At 63.0% G+C, this 14,396-nt stretch carries 20 protein-coding genes; 12 read left to right on the plus strand and 8 right to left on the minus strand.

The annotated features are described in order from the left end of the window. Positions 1–31 precede the first annotated feature (31 nt). Entirely contained in the window at positions 32–787 is a 756-nt protein-coding gene (locus FJ428_RS24195; RefSeq protein ID WP_140500499.1) for an SDR family oxidoreductase, read from the minus strand. A gap of 70 nt (positions 788–857) precedes the next feature. Beyond that, the gene (locus FJ428_RS24200; RefSeq protein ID WP_140558867.1) at positions 858–1,775 is read right to left on the minus strand and encodes a polyprenyl synthetase family protein; all 918 of its coding nucleotides are present in this window, start codon (positions 1,773–1,775) and stop codon (positions 858–860) included. 78 nt (positions 1,776–1,853) lie between these two features. Here FJ428_RS24200 and FJ428_RS24205 point away from each other — a divergent pair, with 78 nt between their 5' ends. From FJ428_RS24205 to FJ428_RS24240, 8 genes are all read left to right on the plus strand, one after another. Continuing rightward, the gene (locus tag FJ428_RS24205) at positions 1,854–2,615 is read left to right on the plus strand and encodes a transglycosylase domain-containing protein (RefSeq protein ID WP_140880381.1); all 762 of its coding nucleotides are present in this window, start codon (positions 1,854–1,856) and stop codon (positions 2,613–2,615) included. Between the two features lie 142 nt (positions 2,616–2,757). Further along, the gene (gene rpmF, locus FJ428_RS24210; protein ID WP_008834724.1) at positions 2,758–2,940 is read left to right on the plus strand and encodes a 50S ribosomal protein L32; all 183 of its coding nucleotides are present in this window, start codon (positions 2,758–2,760) and stop codon (positions 2,938–2,940) included. Positions 2,941–3,286: 346 nt separating this feature from the next. Then, complete coding sequence (locus tag FJ428_RS24215; RefSeq protein ID WP_140500504.1) at positions 3,287–3,781, plus strand: Lrp/AsnC family transcriptional regulator; 495 nt, start codon at positions 3,287–3,289, stop codon at positions 3,779–3,781. Positions 3,782–3,783: 2 nt separating this feature from the next. Next, the gene (locus tag FJ428_RS24220; protein WP_140500505.1) at positions 3,784–4,641 is read left to right on the plus strand and encodes a transporter substrate-binding domain-containing protein; all 858 of its coding nucleotides are present in this window, start codon (positions 3,784–3,786) and stop codon (positions 4,639–4,641) included. Between the two features lie 101 nt (positions 4,642–4,742). Continuing rightward, positions 4,743–5,402, plus strand: coding sequence for an amino acid ABC transporter permease (locus tag FJ428_RS24225; RefSeq protein WP_140568180.1), 660 nt, complete (start codon positions 4,743–4,745; stop codon positions 5,400–5,402). After that, entirely contained in the window at positions 5,399–6,073 is a 675-nt protein-coding gene (locus FJ428_RS24230; RefSeq protein WP_181165382.1) for an amino acid ABC transporter permease, read from the plus strand. The genes FJ428_RS24225 and FJ428_RS24230 overlap by 4 nt, the downstream gene beginning before the upstream one ends. A 31-nt stretch (positions 6,074–6,104) precedes the next feature. After that, the gene (locus FJ428_RS24235; RefSeq protein ID WP_140880382.1) at positions 6,105–7,058 is read left to right on the plus strand and encodes an agmatinase; all 954 of its coding nucleotides are present in this window, start codon (positions 6,105–6,107) and stop codon (positions 7,056–7,058) included. A 180-nt stretch (positions 7,059–7,238) separates the two neighbouring features. Beyond that, a complete protein-coding gene (locus FJ428_RS24240) occupies positions 7,239–7,640 on the plus strand; it encodes a hypothetical protein (protein WP_140500511.1) in 402 nt (133 codons plus the stop codon). 2 nt (positions 7,641–7,642) lie between these two features. On the opposite strand, the gene FJ428_RS24245 is transcribed toward FJ428_RS24240, so the two are convergent. From FJ428_RS24245 to FJ428_RS24255, 3 genes are all read right to left on the minus strand, one after another. Continuing rightward, positions 7,643–8,074 (minus strand): heme-binding protein, encoded by a 432-nt coding sequence (locus FJ428_RS24245; protein ID WP_140562417.1) that lies wholly within the window; start codon positions 8,072–8,074, stop codon positions 7,643–7,645. A gap of 189 nt (positions 8,075–8,263) precedes the next feature. Beyond that, complete coding sequence (locus FJ428_RS24250) at positions 8,264–8,497, minus strand: hypothetical protein (protein ID WP_140500515.1); 234 nt, start codon at positions 8,495–8,497, stop codon at positions 8,264–8,266. Positions 8,498–8,573: 76 nt separating this feature from the next. Continuing rightward, positions 8,574–9,095 (minus strand): helix-turn-helix domain-containing protein, encoded by a 522-nt coding sequence (locus tag FJ428_RS24255; protein WP_140880383.1) that lies wholly within the window; start codon positions 9,093–9,095, stop codon positions 8,574–8,576. An 89-nt stretch (positions 9,096–9,184) separates the two neighbouring features. On the opposite strand from FJ428_RS24255, the gene FJ428_RS24260 reads away from it, so the two are divergent. Then, a complete protein-coding gene (locus tag FJ428_RS24260) occupies positions 9,185–10,069 on the plus strand; it encodes an alpha/beta hydrolase (protein WP_140880384.1) in 885 nt (294 codons plus the stop codon). A 50-nt stretch (positions 10,070–10,119) separates the two neighbouring features. After that, the gene (locus FJ428_RS24265) at positions 10,120–10,776 is read left to right on the plus strand and encodes a glutathione S-transferase family protein (protein WP_140517605.1); all 657 of its coding nucleotides are present in this window, start codon (positions 10,120–10,122) and stop codon (positions 10,774–10,776) included. A gap of 35 nt (positions 10,777–10,811) precedes the next feature. Here FJ428_RS24265 and FJ428_RS24270 read toward each other — a convergent pair whose 3' ends face one another. The 3 genes from FJ428_RS24270 to FJ428_RS24280 all read right to left on the minus strand — a co-directional run bounded on the left by FJ428_RS24270 (position 10,812) and on the right by FJ428_RS24280 (position 12,633). After that, positions 10,812–11,075 (minus strand): metalloregulator ArsR/SmtB family transcription factor, encoded by a 264-nt coding sequence (locus FJ428_RS24270; RefSeq protein WP_140500522.1) that lies wholly within the window; start codon positions 11,073–11,075, stop codon positions 10,812–10,814. 31 nt (positions 11,076–11,106) lie between these two features. Further along, positions 11,107–12,354, minus strand: coding sequence for an MFS transporter (locus tag FJ428_RS24275; RefSeq protein WP_140500523.1), 1,248 nt, complete (start codon positions 12,352–12,354; stop codon positions 11,107–11,109). 84 nt (positions 12,355–12,438) lie between these two features. Further along, positions 12,439–12,633, minus strand: a complete 195-nt coding sequence (locus FJ428_RS24280; RefSeq protein ID WP_140500525.1) for a DUF1192 domain-containing protein — start codon at positions 12,631–12,633, stop codon at positions 12,439–12,441. A 121-nt stretch (positions 12,634–12,754) separates the two neighbouring features. On the opposite strand from FJ428_RS24280, the gene FJ428_RS24285 reads away from it, so the two are divergent. Continuing rightward, a complete protein-coding gene (locus tag FJ428_RS24285; RefSeq protein WP_140500527.1) occupies positions 12,755–13,765 on the plus strand; it encodes an NAD(P)H-quinone oxidoreductase in 1,011 nt (336 codons plus the stop codon). A 195-nt stretch (positions 13,766–13,960) separates the two neighbouring features. Further along, positions 13,961–14,101 carry a DUF1127 domain-containing protein gene (locus FJ428_RS24290; RefSeq protein WP_140500528.1) on the plus strand — a complete coding sequence of 47 codons (141 nt, stop codon included), beginning with the start codon at positions 13,961–13,963 and terminating at the stop codon, positions 14,099–14,101. Positions 14,102–14,396: the final 295 nt, after the last annotated feature.

Here is a 14,396-nt window from a genome sequence, read left to right on the forward strand (position 1 = left end):
TTTGGCGCGCCTGCCTGTTCGGCGCGGCGGATCAGATCGACGCTGTGATGCCGCCGTCCACATAGAGAATATGGCCGTTTACGAAAGAGGAGGCCTCGCTGGCCAGGAAGACGCAGGCGCCGACCAGTTCCTCGACCTTTCCCCAGCGGCCGGCTGGCGTGCGCTTTTCCAGCCAGGTGCTGAACGCAGGGTCGGCGACAAGGGCAGCGTTGAGCGGCGTATCGAAATAGCCGGGTGCAACGGCATTGCATTGCAGGCCATGTTTGGCCCAATCCGTAGCCATGCCCTTGGTCAGGTTGCCGACCGCGCCTTTCGTCGCCGTGTAGGGCGCGATGCCCGGACGGGCGAGCGCGGTCTGCACGCTGGCGATGTTGATGATCTTGCCGCGGCCGCGCCTGATCATATGGCGCGCCACGGCCTGGCCGACATGGAAGACGCTGGCGACGTTGGTCTGCAGCAGGCGCTCGAACGCATCGGCGGGAAACTCCTCGAGCGGCGCGCGGAATTGCATGCCGGCATTGTTCACCAAAATGTCGATCGCTCCGCCGTCCAGTTCGAAACCGTCGACCGCTGAGCGAACCGCTTCATGATCGGTAGCATCGAAGGCCAGCTTTTCCGCTCCGGGAATCTGCCTGATCGCGGTGGCGAGCCTTGCCTCGTCACGGCCGTTGAGGATCACCCTGGCGCCGGCTTCGGCCAAACCCTTGGCCAAGGCGAAGCCTATGCCTTGCGAGGAGCCGGTTACGAGGGCGGTGCGCCCGCTGAGATCGAACAATTTGGTCGACATCGAACCTGATCCTCCCGATTGGCCCGTTAAACAGAAACCTTCACGCCAAGCCTCGGGGTCTGCCCCGATCTCAATTGTTGCGCGTCGCCACGAAGGTCGCGGCTGCCTTCAGCAGGCCGGCCTGCTCGCCATAGGGTTCGAGCAGCGCATGCGCCTGATGGACAAGGCCATGCAACTGGGCGCGTGCCCATGCCTCCCCGTGCAGCGCCACCAGCGTTGCCTTGCCGGCGGCGGCGTCCTTGCCCGTCGCCTTGCCCATCTGTGCGGCATCCGCGGTCAAATCGAGAAGATCGTCGGCAAGCTGGAAGGCAAGCCCGATCGCCGAGCCGAACTCGGCCAGTCTTTCGCGATCCCCGGCAGGCACGCCGGCGACGACCGCGCCCGCCTCGCAGGCAAAGCGGATCAGCGCACCGGTCTTCATCGCCTGCAGCCGGATGATCCCGGCCTCGTCCGGCGCGATGCGCTCGGCCTCGAGGTCCAGCGTCTGGCCGCCGACCATGCCGCCGGCCCCGGCGGCGCGGGCGAGCGCCAGCACAAGGGCGGCCCGCCGCTCCGCCGGCAGCGCCGTAGTCTCGTCGGCGAGGATGTCGAAGGCAAGCGTCAGCAGGGCGTCGCCGGCGAGGATGGCAGTCGCCTCGTCGAAGGCCCTGTGCACGGTAGGCTGGCCGCGGCGCAGATCGTCGTCGTCCATCGCCGGCAGGTCGTCATGGATCAGCGAATAGCAGTGCACGCATTCCAGTGCGGCCGCCACGCGCAGTGCCGCTTCGCCGTCGGCGGAAAACAGGGCCGCGCTTTCCATCACCAGAAAGGGGCGCAGGCGCTTACCGCCGTTGAGCACGCCGTGCCGCATCGCCGCCATAAGGCGCTCGGGCCGCGCGATCTCGCCCGTGAGCGCGCGGTCGTCGAGCAATCGCCGCAGCAACGTCTCGACGGCGGCGGCCCGTGCGACGAGCGCCGTTTCGAACGCCATTTCATCGTCATTCGTCATGGCCCGGACCGGTAGCCGACACTCAGACGTTGCGCAAGAAGACAAGCGCCATTATGCCGGGGGAGGGAGAGACACGGGTTGGGCGACTTGGCGGAACCGATCGTCGATCATGAAACCGAAAAGCTGGACATGGCGACGAGATCCCGTGGCGTGAACCGTCGTGCTCTCAAACGCTGGGTCCGGCGCGGTATCGTCGTGGCTGCCGTGCTGGCGCTTATCCCTACGGTGCTGACCTTTCTCTATCTGCCGTCTTTCGTGCATCCGGTGTCGACGCTGATGCTGAAGGATCTTGCCACCTTCTCCGGCTATGACCGCCGCTGGGTGTCGATCGACGACGTGGCACCGGTGCTGGCCAATTCGGTGATCATGTCGGAGGACGGACAGTTCTGTTTCCATCGCGGCGTCGACCTCGGCGAATTGCGGGGTGTCGTCGACGACGCGCTGGCCGGCGAGGGGACGCGCGGCGCCTCGACCATCACCATGCAGACGGTGAAGAACCTGTTTTTGTGGTCTCGTCCGCTGGGCACGGTTCGTAAAGTGGTCGAGTTGCCGCTGGCCGTGTATCTCGACGCGGTGATGTCGAAGCGGCGCATCATGGAAATCTACCTCAACATCGCCGAGTGGGGGCCGGGCATATACGGCATCGAGGCGGCGGCGCGGCACCATTTCGGTGTTTCGGCAAAACAGCTGTCGCGCCGTCAGGCCGCGCTGCTTGCCGTCAGCTTGCCAAATCCGATCGCCCGCAACCCGGCCAAGCCCGGGCCGGGGCTGAGGAGGCTGGCCAACCTGATCGAGCGGCGCGCCGGCCGATCCGGCGCTTATGTCGGCTGCCTCCAGTAGCCGACATAAAAAAATTCGCGGGCAGCGCTGGCCAAAACGGCACCGGGCGTGTATAGGCACCCGACTTTCTCAGATTCCGGCCCCTGACACGGCCCTTTCACGAGGGCGGGCGGGGCTTTTGACCATGTAGTGGAGCATATCCATGGCCGTTCCGAAACGAAAAACCTCTCCGTCCAAGCGCGGCATGCGCCGCTCGGCAGACGCCCTCAAGGCCCCGACCTATGTCGAGGACAAGAACTCCGGCGAAATGCGCCGCCCGCACCATATCGACCTGAAGACCGGCATGTATCGCGGCCGCCAGGTGCTGACGCCCAAGGAAAGCTGAGACCAGCTTTCCTGATGTTTGAGCTAAAAAGACCGGCCGCTGGCCGGTCTTTTTGCGTCTGGCGGGACCGACGACCGACAGCGTAGCTGCGTCTCCAGGCCTTGATCTCCGATCGGCCCGGACGCCGCCTCATCGTGCATCCTCGAGGCATGGCCGATTGCATACCGCACATCGCCTTCGACTCGGTCGACACGACTTTTCCCAATGATCGAACCGTGAGCCCGATGCGCGGCAATCGCCGGAGGCAGCGTCGCTGGTGTTTTTCGCAATCTGTGGGATTGCCATAGACGGTTTCTTATGCGATTTTTGAATTTATAGTCGGAAATCGACACAGATTGGGAATTCGATGTGGGATTTCGTCAGCACAAGTGATCTCGACGATACCGAGCAGGCCGTCCTTTCCCAACTCAAAGTCGATGGGCGGATGTCGAGTGTGGATATCGCCAAGCGCATCGGCGTCACCGAAGCGACGGTGCGGCGGAAAATGGCCCGTGTGCTCGAGGACCCGGATATCTGCATCCAGGCGGTCGTGCGCCCTTTGCGCAGCGATGTCGGCATTGCGGCCATTGTCGGGCTCGACGTCGACCGCGAGCACATCATCAGCGTTGCTCGAAAACTGTCGGAATACTCGTTCGTCGACAGCGTTTACGCCATGACCGGGCCGTTCGACATCATCATCCAGCTCACTTTGCCATCCACGACCAGCCTGCACGATTTCCTCGTCAGTGAACTGGCCAACGTTCCCGGGATCAAGGATTCCGAGAGCTACATGATCGGTCGCGTCTTCAAGCATAGCGGCCGGGCTTACCAGCACAGCAAAACCGAAGAAAAAAGAGGGTAACAATGGGTGAGTTTCTTTCCGCTTCGCGCCGCCGCGTCCTGACCCTTCTTGCCGCCGCGCCGCTCCTCCTGCCGTTCACTGCCACCGCCCATGCCAATGGGCTGGTCGACCAAATCAAGCAGCGCGGCACCATCCTTGTCGGAACCGAGGCCGCGTTCGAGCCGTTCGAATTCGTCCGCGACGGCCAGATCGTCGGCTATAACAAGGACATTCTCGACTATGTGGTCAGCCAGCTCGGCGTGAAGCTCGACCAGCTCAACCTGCCTTTCCAAGGCTTGCTGCCAGGGCTGCTGGCCAAGAAGTTCGACCTGATGGCGACCTCGACCGGCATCAACGCCGAGCGGGCGGCGAAATACGCCTACACGCGGCCAACCGGTTCGTTCGAGAACGTCGTCGTCGTGCGCGTCGACGAGGAGCGCATCAAGAAGCCGGAGGACATCAACGGCATGGTGGTGGCCACGCAACTCGCCTCCTCCGTGCAGCCCATCATCGAGGCCTATGACAAGGAGCTCAAGGATAAGGGCGGCAAGGGTGTCGGCGAGATGAAGCTGTTCACCTCCTTCCCCGAGACCCATGTCGCTCTGGCCTCCGGCCAGGTCGACGCCATCGTCATCGCCTCGCCTTCGGCGGCCGTTCTGATGAAGAACGTTCCCGATACCTACAAGGTCGTCGGCTCGATCGGCGAATTCTCCTATCTCTCCTGGGTGGTGCGGCCGGAGGACAAGGATCTGCGCGCCTTCATCAACGCCAAAATCGGCGACTTGAAGGACAGCGGCAAGCTGAAGGAGCTTCAGCTCAAATGGTTCGGGTTCGAGATGAAGACGCCCGACGAGGGTTATCTGCCGCCTGGCGCGCTCTAAGCCCCCAACCAGGCGCCCGGCGCTGCCGGACCGGTGGTTCCAGTCATTGGACGCGCCGGTCTCGGATGGCCCGGACGTCCAGGGATCATTCGAGCTGAAAAATGTTCCATTTTTCAAAGACGCTGACCTTCCTGCCGGAATTCCTGGCCGGCGCCGGCATCACGCTGAGCGTCTCGGCGCTGGGGTTTCTGGTGGGCACATTGATCGGCTTCGGCCTGCTCGCATGTGGCAGGTCGCGCTGGCGCGTGATCCGCTGGATCGGCGCGGTCTACACCAGCTTCATCCGAGGCACGCCGCTGATCGTGCAGATCTTCATGGTCTACTACGTGCTGCCGGGCCTCGTCGGTATCGACCTGCCGCCGCTCCTGGCCGGCGTGCTGGCGCTCAGCTTCAACAGCGCGGCCTTCGTCGCCGAAATCCTGCGCGCCGGGCTGACGCGCATTCCCGCCGGCCAGTACGAGGCGGCCAAGGCGCTCGGGCTGAAGCCTGCCGTGACCTGGTTCAAGGTCATCCTGCCGCAGCTCTTCCGCGCCATTATCCCACCGATGGTCAACGAGTTCACCATGCTGGTGAAGGCATCCTCGATCCTGTCGGTGATCGCGGTGGTGGAACTGACCCGCACCGCGCAGAACATCATGAACGTCACCTACCGGCCGGTCGAGGCCTTCTGCATCGCGGCGGTGCTGTATTTCGTCGTGCTGCTCTCATGCAGCGTGCTGACCAAGCGCCTGGAACGCAAGGCGCAAGGCGTACGCGCATGAACTTCGATTTTTCCGTCATAGCGGACAACTGGCACATACTCGCCAAGGGCTTCGGCAACACGGCGCTGATGTGCGCTGTCGCACTGCCGTTCGGCTTCGCGCTCGGTACCGTGCTGGCGCTGATCCGGCTGCGCGGCGGACGGGTGCCGACGGCGATCGTCTCGGCCTATGTCGAAATATTCCGCAATATCCCGTTCCTGATCCAGATCTTCCTTTTGTTCTACGCCTTGCCGATGTTCGGTGTCAGGCTCTCGCCCGTGGTCGTGTCGATCGGGGCGCTGTCGGCCTACGCCAGCGCCTATTCCGCCGAGATCATCAGGGGCGCGATCCAGTCGATTTCGTACGGCCAGGTCGAGGCCGGCTACGCGCTGGGACTGCGCTACCTGACCATCTTCCGCAAGATCCTGGTGCCGCAGGTGCTTGGCTACATCCTGCCCGCGGCCACCAATCTCACCATCACGCTGATCAAGGAATCGGCGATCCTGTCGGCGATCACCGTGCCGGAACTCACCTACATGGCCCAGAACATCATTGGCCGCACATTCTCGCCGGTGGAGATCTTCACCGCCATCGCATTGCTGTACTGGGGGCTGACGGCCTTCGTGGCAGCGATCTCGCGCAGCCTGGAGCACAGGCTGCAGCCTCATCTCGCAGCCCGCCGTGGCGCCTGATCCAAAAAAGCTTCAACGCAGAGGAGACCCCATGTCCAAACTCACCACCGCGCCGCGCGATGTCTTCCAGACATTCATGAACTTTCCGCTGGTCGAGGATCTCGACACGCTGAAGGCCGATGTCGCCATCATCGGCATGCCCTATGGCGATCCCTACACGATCGACGAGTTGATCAACGACCAGACCAATGCGCCGACCGCGGTGCGGCGCGCCTCGCAGCGGATCAGCCAGGCGCTCGACCGCTATGATTTCGACATTGGTGGGCCAGTCTTCGACGGCAAGGACATCAAGGTGGTAGACGTCGGCGACGTTCCCGGCGCGGCGGCCGATCATGTCGGGCACTATGGCAGAGCCGAAGCGGCGATCCGCAAGATCCGCGCCGCGGGCGCACTGCCGATCACAATCGGCGGCGACCACGGCATTCCGATCCCGATCTTCCGGGCGCTTGACGGCGAGGGTCCGATCACGCTGGTCCAGCTCGATGCCCATCTCGACTGGCGTGACAACGTCAACGGGGTCAAGGAGGGCTATTCCAGCACTATCCGGCGGGCCTCGGAAATGGCGCATATCAAGGATATTTTTCAGGTCGGCGTTCGCGGCCAAGGCAGCGCGCGCACCGAGGAGGTCGAGGCCGCCCGCGCCTATGGCGCCAACATCATCACCACCAATGAATGGCAGGACATCGGCACCGCCGCGCTCCTGAAGCGAATTCCCGACGGCGGTCGCTACTATCTCACCATCGATGCCGACGGCCTCGATCCGGCGGTGATGCCGGCGGTCGAGGGGCCACAGCCGGGCGGCGTCAGCTACCGGCAGACGATTGAGCTCATCAAGGGGCTGGTCGGCAAAGGAAGGCTGGTCGGCATGGATATCGTCGAGATCGCGCCGGCGCGCGACGTCAACGAGATCACCTCGATGACGGCCGGCCATATCATCCTCAACGTCATGGGCGCGGCCGTGCGCGCCGGCTACTTCAAGCGCTGATCGCGAGCGGGGTGCGCGTTCACGCATCCCGCGGCTCGATTTCAAAGATGTCGGCCGGACAACCGGCTGACATCGTTGTTGCATTCGGTTTTCTAGCGTGTTTGGGGCGTGCTGCGAAAATTCTTGACGGCGTGCCGGTGGCGCACTCTACAAAGGGGTGCCCCCAAATGGAGACGCCAGATGTTCGGTGCCGTCCCGCTGCTGATCGTGCCCTTTGTCCTCTACAATCTCGGGCTGCTCGGAATATTCGGCAGCGGTGACGATCCCTGGGCAAGCGAGGTCTTTTCCGTCGGCATGATGTCCGGCGGGGTGTTCTCGATGACGCTCGGCGACCTTATGGTGCTGATCGGGCTCATCTTCCTCTTCGTCGAGATCGTGAAATCGGCGCGCACTACGAACGCCTCGATCATGGACCATCTGTTGTCGACGCTGGTCTTCGTGGCCTTCCTGGTCGAGTTCCTACTGGTCAAGGGCGCCGCGCATTCGGTCTTCTTCACGCTGATGATCATCGCGCTGTTCGACGTGCTCGCCGGCTTCTCGGTGTCGATGCGGTCGGCGAGCAGGGATATCAACCTGAATTAGCCTCAGCCCGGATCGGCGGTGAAGCCGGCGGCCTCGATGCCGGCGATGGCGGCGGCTTCGTCATTGTCCGAGCTGTCGCCCGAAATACCGACCGCGCCTATGATGCTGCCTGCCTTGTCGCGGATCAGCACGCCGCCCACGACCGGCAACACGCGTCCGCCCGAGACGTCGGAGATGCCGGTCATGAGATGCGGGCGCTCCTTGGCGAAGGCCTCGACGCGGCGCGAGCCCATGCCGATGGCGAGCGCGCCATAGGCCTTGCCGGCCGACATTTGCGGGCGCAGGAACGAGGCGCCGTCCTGGCGCTGGAAGGCGACGAGATGGCCGCCGGCGTCGAGCACCGAGACGCCGAGCGGCCTGAGCTTGAGCTCCGCGCCCTTGGTGAAGGCGGCATCGATGATCTCGAGGGCTTTGTCGAGCGGCAGTGCGGTCATGGCGATCTCCTGTTTGAACGGATAATCATCGGCAGCCAGCCGGACGAGGCAATCCAGGTTCCGGTTGAAATTGCTTCGTGGAAAGCGGGGTGAACGCGCCGATCCGGATCGCGCCTATGCCGCGATCCACCAAATGCGATCAACGGCCACCGGCTCAGGGCCGGCAACGAAGTAACCGGGAGCGGCGTGCTACTTCTTCTTGGCGCGGGCGGGCTTCTTGGCGGGCACTGCCGGCGCGTTGGCAAGGTCTTCGGCTTCCTTGGCCAGCCGCAGCGCCCGCAGCTTGTCGGTCTTGACCTTGCGGGCATCGCTCTCGGCGACATACTCGGCCATCGCCTTCTGTCGGACCGTGGCCGCTTCCTCCTGCTTCTTGAAGCGCAGATCGGCGCGCGCGCGGGCAGTATCCCTAGAGTTCTCAACCAAGAGTCTGTTCCAATCTCGTGACGTGATTTTCGGCCTCTTGTAGCAGAGCCGGCCATTCAACGGGGAAAATAGTTGGTCACGCGGCCGGGTTGCCGCCGAGAGCCTTGCTGGCGAGCACGGCCTCATAGGCGGCCTGCAGGGTCGCGCGTACAGAGGGGCCGGACGCTGCATCGAGGGGCGTGCCGAGATGCTCGTGGCGCAACTCACCCATGAATTTCTCCCATAGCGGCGGCCCGCCCTTTTCCAGAAGCTCGGCCCGGATCGACAATTCCTCGCTGACCGGCAGCCAGACGCGGCCCCAGGCGCCGAGATGGGCCAGGATCGGCACCAGGGTGATCGCCATTTCGGTCAGGCTGTAGATCGCCTTCTGCTTGTGCGAAGGATCGTCGGCCTTGGTCAGCATGCCCAGATCCATCAGCCGCTTCAGCCGGTCGGCCAGTATGTTGGAAGCAATGCCTTCCATCGACCCGTTGAGCAACTCGCGAAAATGGCGCCTGCCGCCAAAAATAATATCGCGAAGGATGATCAGGCTCCAGCGGTCGCCGAACACTTCCAGCGAAAGATTGATCGGGCAACCCGAGCGGCGATCGATGTTCATTCGATTTCTCCAAAACCGGTTGCATTATTGTATCGGTTTTATTATGGTGCAACCGATTGCAAAATGCAAGCAGATGAGGAGGCCACGCGATGACGAAGACCGGACGCCCCACTATCATATCCGAAGCCTTTGGCGACCCCGCCGACCCCGCTCTGCTGCTGATCATGGGAGCGATGGCCTCAATGCTGTGGTGGCCGGAGGCGTTTTGCCGGAAACTCGCCGCCGCGGGACTGTTCGTAATCCGCTATGATAATCGAGATACCGGCCGCTCGACCAAATACCCGCCGGGAGAGCCGCCCTACACGTTCGACGACATGGCTGACGATGCGATCGGCGTTCTCGACAGCCACGGCCTCGACAAGGCGCATATCGCCGGCATGTCGATGGGCGGCATGATCGCGCAGCTCGTGGCGCTCAAGCATCCGTCCCGCGTCGCGTCGCTGACCGTGATCAGCAGCTCGCCGATGGGGGTGGACACCTCGTACCTGCCGCAGACCAGCGATGCCTATATCAAACATTCGGCTGAAGGCGCGCACATTGACTGGTCGGATCGCCGTCAGGTCATCGACTTCATGATCAAAGATGCCAAGGCGATCGCCAGCACAGCACATCCCTTCGACGAGGGCCGCATGAAAGCCTTCATCGAGCGGGACTATGATCGCTCCGCCGGCCTGCTCAGCGCGACCAATCATTTCCTGCTCAAGGGCGATAGTGACCGATGGAGGGGCCGACTGCACGAGATGAACGCGCCGCTGCTGGTCATCCATGGTACGGCCGATCCCATCTTTCCGGTCGAGCATGGCGAAGCGCTGGCCGGGGCGGTCGCCGGCGCGAAACTTCTCCGGGTTGAAGGCGGTGGCCACGAACTGCATCCGGACGATTGGGATGTGATCGTCGCCGGCATCGTTGCTCATATCCGGGCCGATTGGCACTCAAAGCGCAGTCCTGACGCCACAAGTTTGGGCAATAGTTAAGTAAACATTTCGGTACTAGACGACGTGAACCCCGAGACAGGTGAGCAAAAATGTCCCTGACGCTTCACTATCATCCGCTGGCCTCGTTTTGCTGGAAGCCGCTGATCGCGCTCTACGAGAACGGCACGCCGTTCGCGTCCGTCATCGTCGATCTCGGCGACGAGCAGTCGCGAGCAGCCTTCCTGAAGATAGCGCCCTGGGGCAAGATGCCCGCTTTGCGTGACGATGCGCGCGACCGCACCGTGCTAGAGTCGACCCTCGTCATCGAGTATCTGGCCGCGCACTATCCCGGACCGGTCGACCTCGTTCCCGCCGATATCGACCTCGCAATCGCGGTTCGCCAGGCCGATCGCTTTTACGATCTCTATGTGCAGGAACCGATGCAGAAGATCGTCGGGGACCGGCTGCGCCCGGAACGTAGGACCGATCCGTTCGGCGTCGAACAGGCGCGCGACCAGTTGCGCAATTCCTACGCGATCATCGAGCAGGAGATGGCGTCGAGGAACTGGGCTGTGGGCGACGCCTTCACCATGGCCGATTGCGCGGCCTCGCCGGCCCTGTTCTACGCCAACAAGGTCGAGCCATTCGGCGACAGATATCCTGCCGTGAGTCGCTACCATGACCGGCTGTTGCAGCGGCCGGCCTTCGCCCAGGTGATTGAGGAGGCGCAGCCCTATTTCAAGCTCTTCCCCTATAATGATGGCTGATCGTGGTGCGTGACCGGTCGTTTGAACAGGAACGATCAAGTCTCCCAAAATTGGTCGAGCCAGATGTTGAGTTTCAGGAAGCCGGCATTGCTCACCGTATAGACGCGCCGCGTGCCTTCGGCCTTGGCGTGGACAAGGCCGGCATCGAGCAACACCTTCAGATGCTGCGATACGGCCGGACGTGAGACCGGCAGCCCGGCTGCCAGTTGATTAACGGTTTTGGGACCGCGTCGAAGTTCTTCCAGGAGATGGCGCCGGTTGGGATCGGCGATCGCCATGAAGGCGTCGGAAAGCATCATGCCTCATTTGTGGGGCAAAGTTCTTCGAATCTCAACCGTTTGCTTCTGCTTTTCTTCTTGGGTCAAGCCGCAATGCTTCCGGCGTCACCGAACGGTCGGCGGGCTGCGTCTTGAAGGCGTCGCGGTCCTCGATCGGCACCGGCGCGCGGCGGCTAATGCGCAGCAGCGTGTAGCCTGCCAGGGAAAGATGCGCGAAGGCGGTCGCCAGAAACAGGCCCTCCGGACGCATCCAGCCCATCAGGGCGGCCGCCAGCAAGGGTCCGATCATGGTGCCGAAGCCATAGAGCAGCAGCAGGCCGCCCGAAACCTTGACGAAGTCCTCGGCACTGGCGTGGTCGTTGGCATGCGCCACGGCGATCGAATAGAGCGTATAGGCGAAAGCACCGTAGGCGGCGGTGAAGACGATGACGAAGACGCCGGAGCGCGGCTCGAACAGGAAGATCAAGAGCGCGAACAGCGCAGCGCCGAAAGCGGCACCCGCCAGCACGAAGCGCCGGTCGGTCTTGTCGGAGAAACGCCCGGCCGGAAGCTGCATGGCGGCACCCGCCACCACCACCAGGCTCATCATCAAGGCGATCTCAGCGGTGGAGATGCCGATGCGGGCGCCATAGACGGCGCCAAGCGTGCCCCATGCGCCGTTGGCGATGCCGATGAGGACGCAAGCGATGGCCGAGACCGGCGAGTTGGCGTAGAGCCCCTTGACGTCGAGCTTGACGTCCTGGAGCGGCTTGGGGTGCGAGGCGGTCGAAACCGCGGTCGGGATCAGCGAAAGGCAGAACAGGATGCCGGTGATCATGAAGAGTGAGGCCGATTTCACGTCGCCGCCGGCGACGATCATCTGCCCGCCCATGATCGAGGCATAGGTGACCATCATATAGAGGCCGAAGACGGTGCCGCGATTCTCGTTGGTGGCCTTTTCGTTCAGCCAGCTTTCGATGACCATGAAGGCGCCGGCCATGGTGAAGCCGGTGAAGGCGCGCAACAGGATCCAGACATATTCGTCGATGACCAGTCCGGTGAGCAGCGCAACGATGGCGCCGGACGCGGCGAAGGCGCCGAAGGCGCGCACGTGGCCGGCACGGCGCACGATACGTGGTGCAAAGAAGCAGCCGGTGACGAAGCCGCCGGCCCAGGCTGTGCCCATCAGGCCAAGCGATGCGGTGGAGAAACCTTCCACCTGGCCGCGCAGCGGCAACAGCAAGCCGTGCAATCCCGACGCTGCCAAAAGGAAGGCGGTGCCCCGAAGCAGCGAAAGGATCGGTCTGTAGGCTGCGAGCATTTTTTGATCCGGCTGAAATCGAGGAGAGACGCAGAGTCTGAAGACAGTCGCATTCGGGCTTTTCGGAGGCGGGTCTTTTCGGCCTTATCCGCGGCGGAACAGCGCCTCGGCCGCGGATTTGGTGCTGTCCTTCGACTTGAGTTCAGCCTCCAACCGGGCGATCTCGTCACGCAGGATGCCGATCCGTTCCGACAACTCGCCGACGGAGAGCAGCGACAGGTCCTGCCCGATCTCGTGCGGACGCGCCTTCTTCTTGGGTTCGTCGTCGAAGATCGCCATTTGTGCTCCTCCTCCGCCATACCGATTGGCCATTTGCCTGATTTGCCAATGAGCATACATAGGGCAGGGGCGTCGATGCAAACAGCCGGCAAGAATGCGGCGAGGAAAGACGGGAGATCTCATGGCGAGCGGATCTAAAATTCCGGCAAGGATGACGGCCATCGCGATCTCCGAGCCGGGTGGGCCCAGGGTGCTGAAACCGGAGACGCGCGATGTGCCTGTGCCCGGTCCCGGCGAAATATTGATCAAGGTGCGCGCCGCCGGCGTCAACAGGCCCGACGTGCAGCAGCGTAAGGGCGCCTATCCGCCGCCGCCCGGTGCATCAGACCTGCCGGGCCTGGAGGCGTCGGGCGAAGTGGCCGCGCTCGGCGACGAGATCTCTCGCTGGCGCCTTGGCGAGCGCGTCTGCGCGCTCACCCCCGGCGGCGGCTATGCCGAATATGTCAAGGTTCATGCCGGCAGCGTGCTGCCGCTGCCGGCCGGCTTCACCCACACGGAAGCGGCGGCCGTGCCGGAAAACTATTTCACCGTCTGGCACAATGTGTTCGAGCGCGGCGGCTTGAAGAAAGGCGAAACGCTGCTGGTTCATGGCGGCTCTTCGGGTATCGGCACAACGGCGATCCAGCTTGCATCGGCCTTCGGTGCCCATGTCATCACTACGGCCGGCAACAAGGAGAAATGCGATGCCTGCCTGAAGCTCGGAGCCGACCGGGCGATCAACTACCGCGAGGAGGATTTCGTCGCGGCGGTCAAGGAAGCGACGGGCGGCAAGGGTGCCGACGTCATCCTCGACATGGTCGGCGGCGACTATGTGGCGCGCAACTACGAGGCCGCGGCGGTCGAGGGCCGGATCGTCCAGATCGCCCTGCAAGGCGGCGCGGTGGCGAGCGCCGATTTCTCGAAAATCATGGTCAAGCGGCTTGTTCATACCGGTTCGACACTGAGGCCGCGCACCGTCGAGTTCAAGGCGGCGCTGGCAGCCGCGCTCGAAGCGCAGGTGTGGCCGTTGCTCGGCACGCGCCGGATCGCGCCCGTCATGGACATGATCTTCCCGCTTGCCGATGCCTGGCGGGCGCATGAGCGTATGGAGGAAGGCGATCATATCGGCAAGATCGTGCTCGACGTCGGCTGACGGCAACATTGCCGATGCCCGGCTGGCCGAGGCGGGCTCATACCCGCGACCCGGCCCCTGCCTGCAAGCTGAACAAAAGCTTAATGGTGCAATGCAGCATTTGCATCATTGCTATGCAAAATCAGCCATTCAAGTGCCGCTCGATGATGACTATTTGAGCATCACTGAAACGAACACCCCATTTGGAGGACTGACATGAACCCGATCCGCGCTTTCCGTAACTGGCGTATGTACAACGAGACCGTGCGCGAACTGAACCGCCTCAACGCGCGCCAGCTCAGCGATCTCGGCATCAACCGCGCCGACATCGAAAAGATCGCCCGCCAGGCGATCTGACTTCAAGAACCGCCCCGCCGCAAGGCGGGGTCGCAAAGCAGAGCCGCCGCAGACGCTTGCTCGTCGCCGGTTCCGAACCCGCCGGACCTGTCCGGCGGGTTTTGTCTTTCTGGACCCCAAACATATTCGCGGCACCATTTTCATGCCGCCCGTGATTGATCTGCCCCGGTGTGGTTGCCAGATCGACGGGCGTTCCCAAAAACGCCTTCCCAAAAACATGTCGGTAGCTAATCAAGTTGTCCGGTTTGGTAGCACATGATCTGTCCGCTTCTGTTTTGGCGTCGAAGCGGTTCAC

The organism is Mesorhizobium sp. B2-8-1 (assembly GCF_006440955.1).
Lineage (GTDB): Bacteria > Pseudomonadota > Alphaproteobacteria > Rhizobiales > Rhizobiaceae > Mesorhizobium.

Excerpts from the sequence above, each read along its gene's own strand:
- FJ428_RS24195 (WP_140500499.1), bottom strand. The coding sequence starts at position 787 with ATGTCGACCAAATTGTTCGATCTCAGCGGGCGCACCGCCCTCGTAACC.
- FJ428_RS24200 (WP_140558867.1), bottom strand. The coding sequence starts at position 1,775 with ATGACGAATGACGATGAAATGGCGTTCGAAACGGCGCTCGTCGCACGG.
- rpmF (WP_008834724.1), top strand. The coding sequence starts at position 2,758 with ATGGCCGTTCCGAAACGAAAAACCTCTCCGTCCAAGCGCGGCATGCGC.
- FJ428_RS24215 (WP_140500504.1), top strand. The coding sequence starts at position 3,287 with ATGTGGGATTTCGTCAGCACAAGTGATCTCGACGATACCGAGCAGGCC.
- FJ428_RS24220 (WP_140500505.1), top strand. The coding sequence starts at position 3,784 with ATGGGTGAGTTTCTTTCCGCTTCGCGCCGCCGCGTCCTGACCCTTCTT.
- FJ428_RS24225 (WP_140568180.1), top strand. The coding sequence starts at position 4,743 with ATGTTCCATTTTTCAAAGACGCTGACCTTCCTGCCGGAATTCCTGGCC.
- FJ428_RS24230 (WP_181165382.1), top strand. The coding sequence starts at position 5,399 with ATGAACTTCGATTTTTCCGTCATAGCGGACAACTGGCACATACTCGCC.
- FJ428_RS24235 (WP_140880382.1), top strand. The coding sequence starts at position 6,105 with ATGTCCAAACTCACCACCGCGCCGCGCGATGTCTTCCAGACATTCATG.
- FJ428_RS24240 (WP_140500511.1), top strand. The coding sequence starts at position 7,239 with ATGTTCGGTGCCGTCCCGCTGCTGATCGTGCCCTTTGTCCTCTACAAT.
- FJ428_RS24245 (WP_140562417.1), bottom strand. The coding sequence starts at position 8,074 with ATGACCGCACTGCCGCTCGACAAAGCCCTCGAGATCATCGATGCCGCC.
- FJ428_RS24255 (WP_140880383.1), bottom strand. The coding sequence starts at position 9,095 with ATGAACATCGATCGCCGCTCGGGTTGCCCGATCAATCTTTCGCTGGAA.
- FJ428_RS24260 (WP_140880384.1), top strand. The coding sequence starts at position 9,185 with ATGACGAAGACCGGACGCCCCACTATCATATCCGAAGCCTTTGGCGAC.
- FJ428_RS24265 (WP_140517605.1), top strand. The coding sequence starts at position 10,120 with ATGTCCCTGACGCTTCACTATCATCCGCTGGCCTCGTTTTGCTGGAAG.
- FJ428_RS24270 (WP_140500522.1), bottom strand. The coding sequence starts at position 11,075 with ATGATGCTTTCCGACGCCTTCATGGCGATCGCCGATCCCAACCGGCGC.
- FJ428_RS24275 (WP_140500523.1), bottom strand. The coding sequence starts at position 12,354 with ATGCTCGCAGCCTACAGACCGATCCTTTCGCTGCTTCGGGGCACCGCC.
- FJ428_RS24280 (WP_140500525.1), bottom strand. The coding sequence starts at position 12,633 with ATGGCGATCTTCGACGACGAACCCAAGAAGAAGGCGCGTCCGCACGAG.
- FJ428_RS24285 (WP_140500527.1), top strand. The coding sequence starts at position 12,755 with ATGGCGAGCGGATCTAAAATTCCGGCAAGGATGACGGCCATCGCGATC.
- FJ428_RS24290 (WP_140500528.1), top strand. The coding sequence starts at position 13,961 with ATGAACCCGATCCGCGCTTTCCGTAACTGGCGTATGTACAACGAGACC.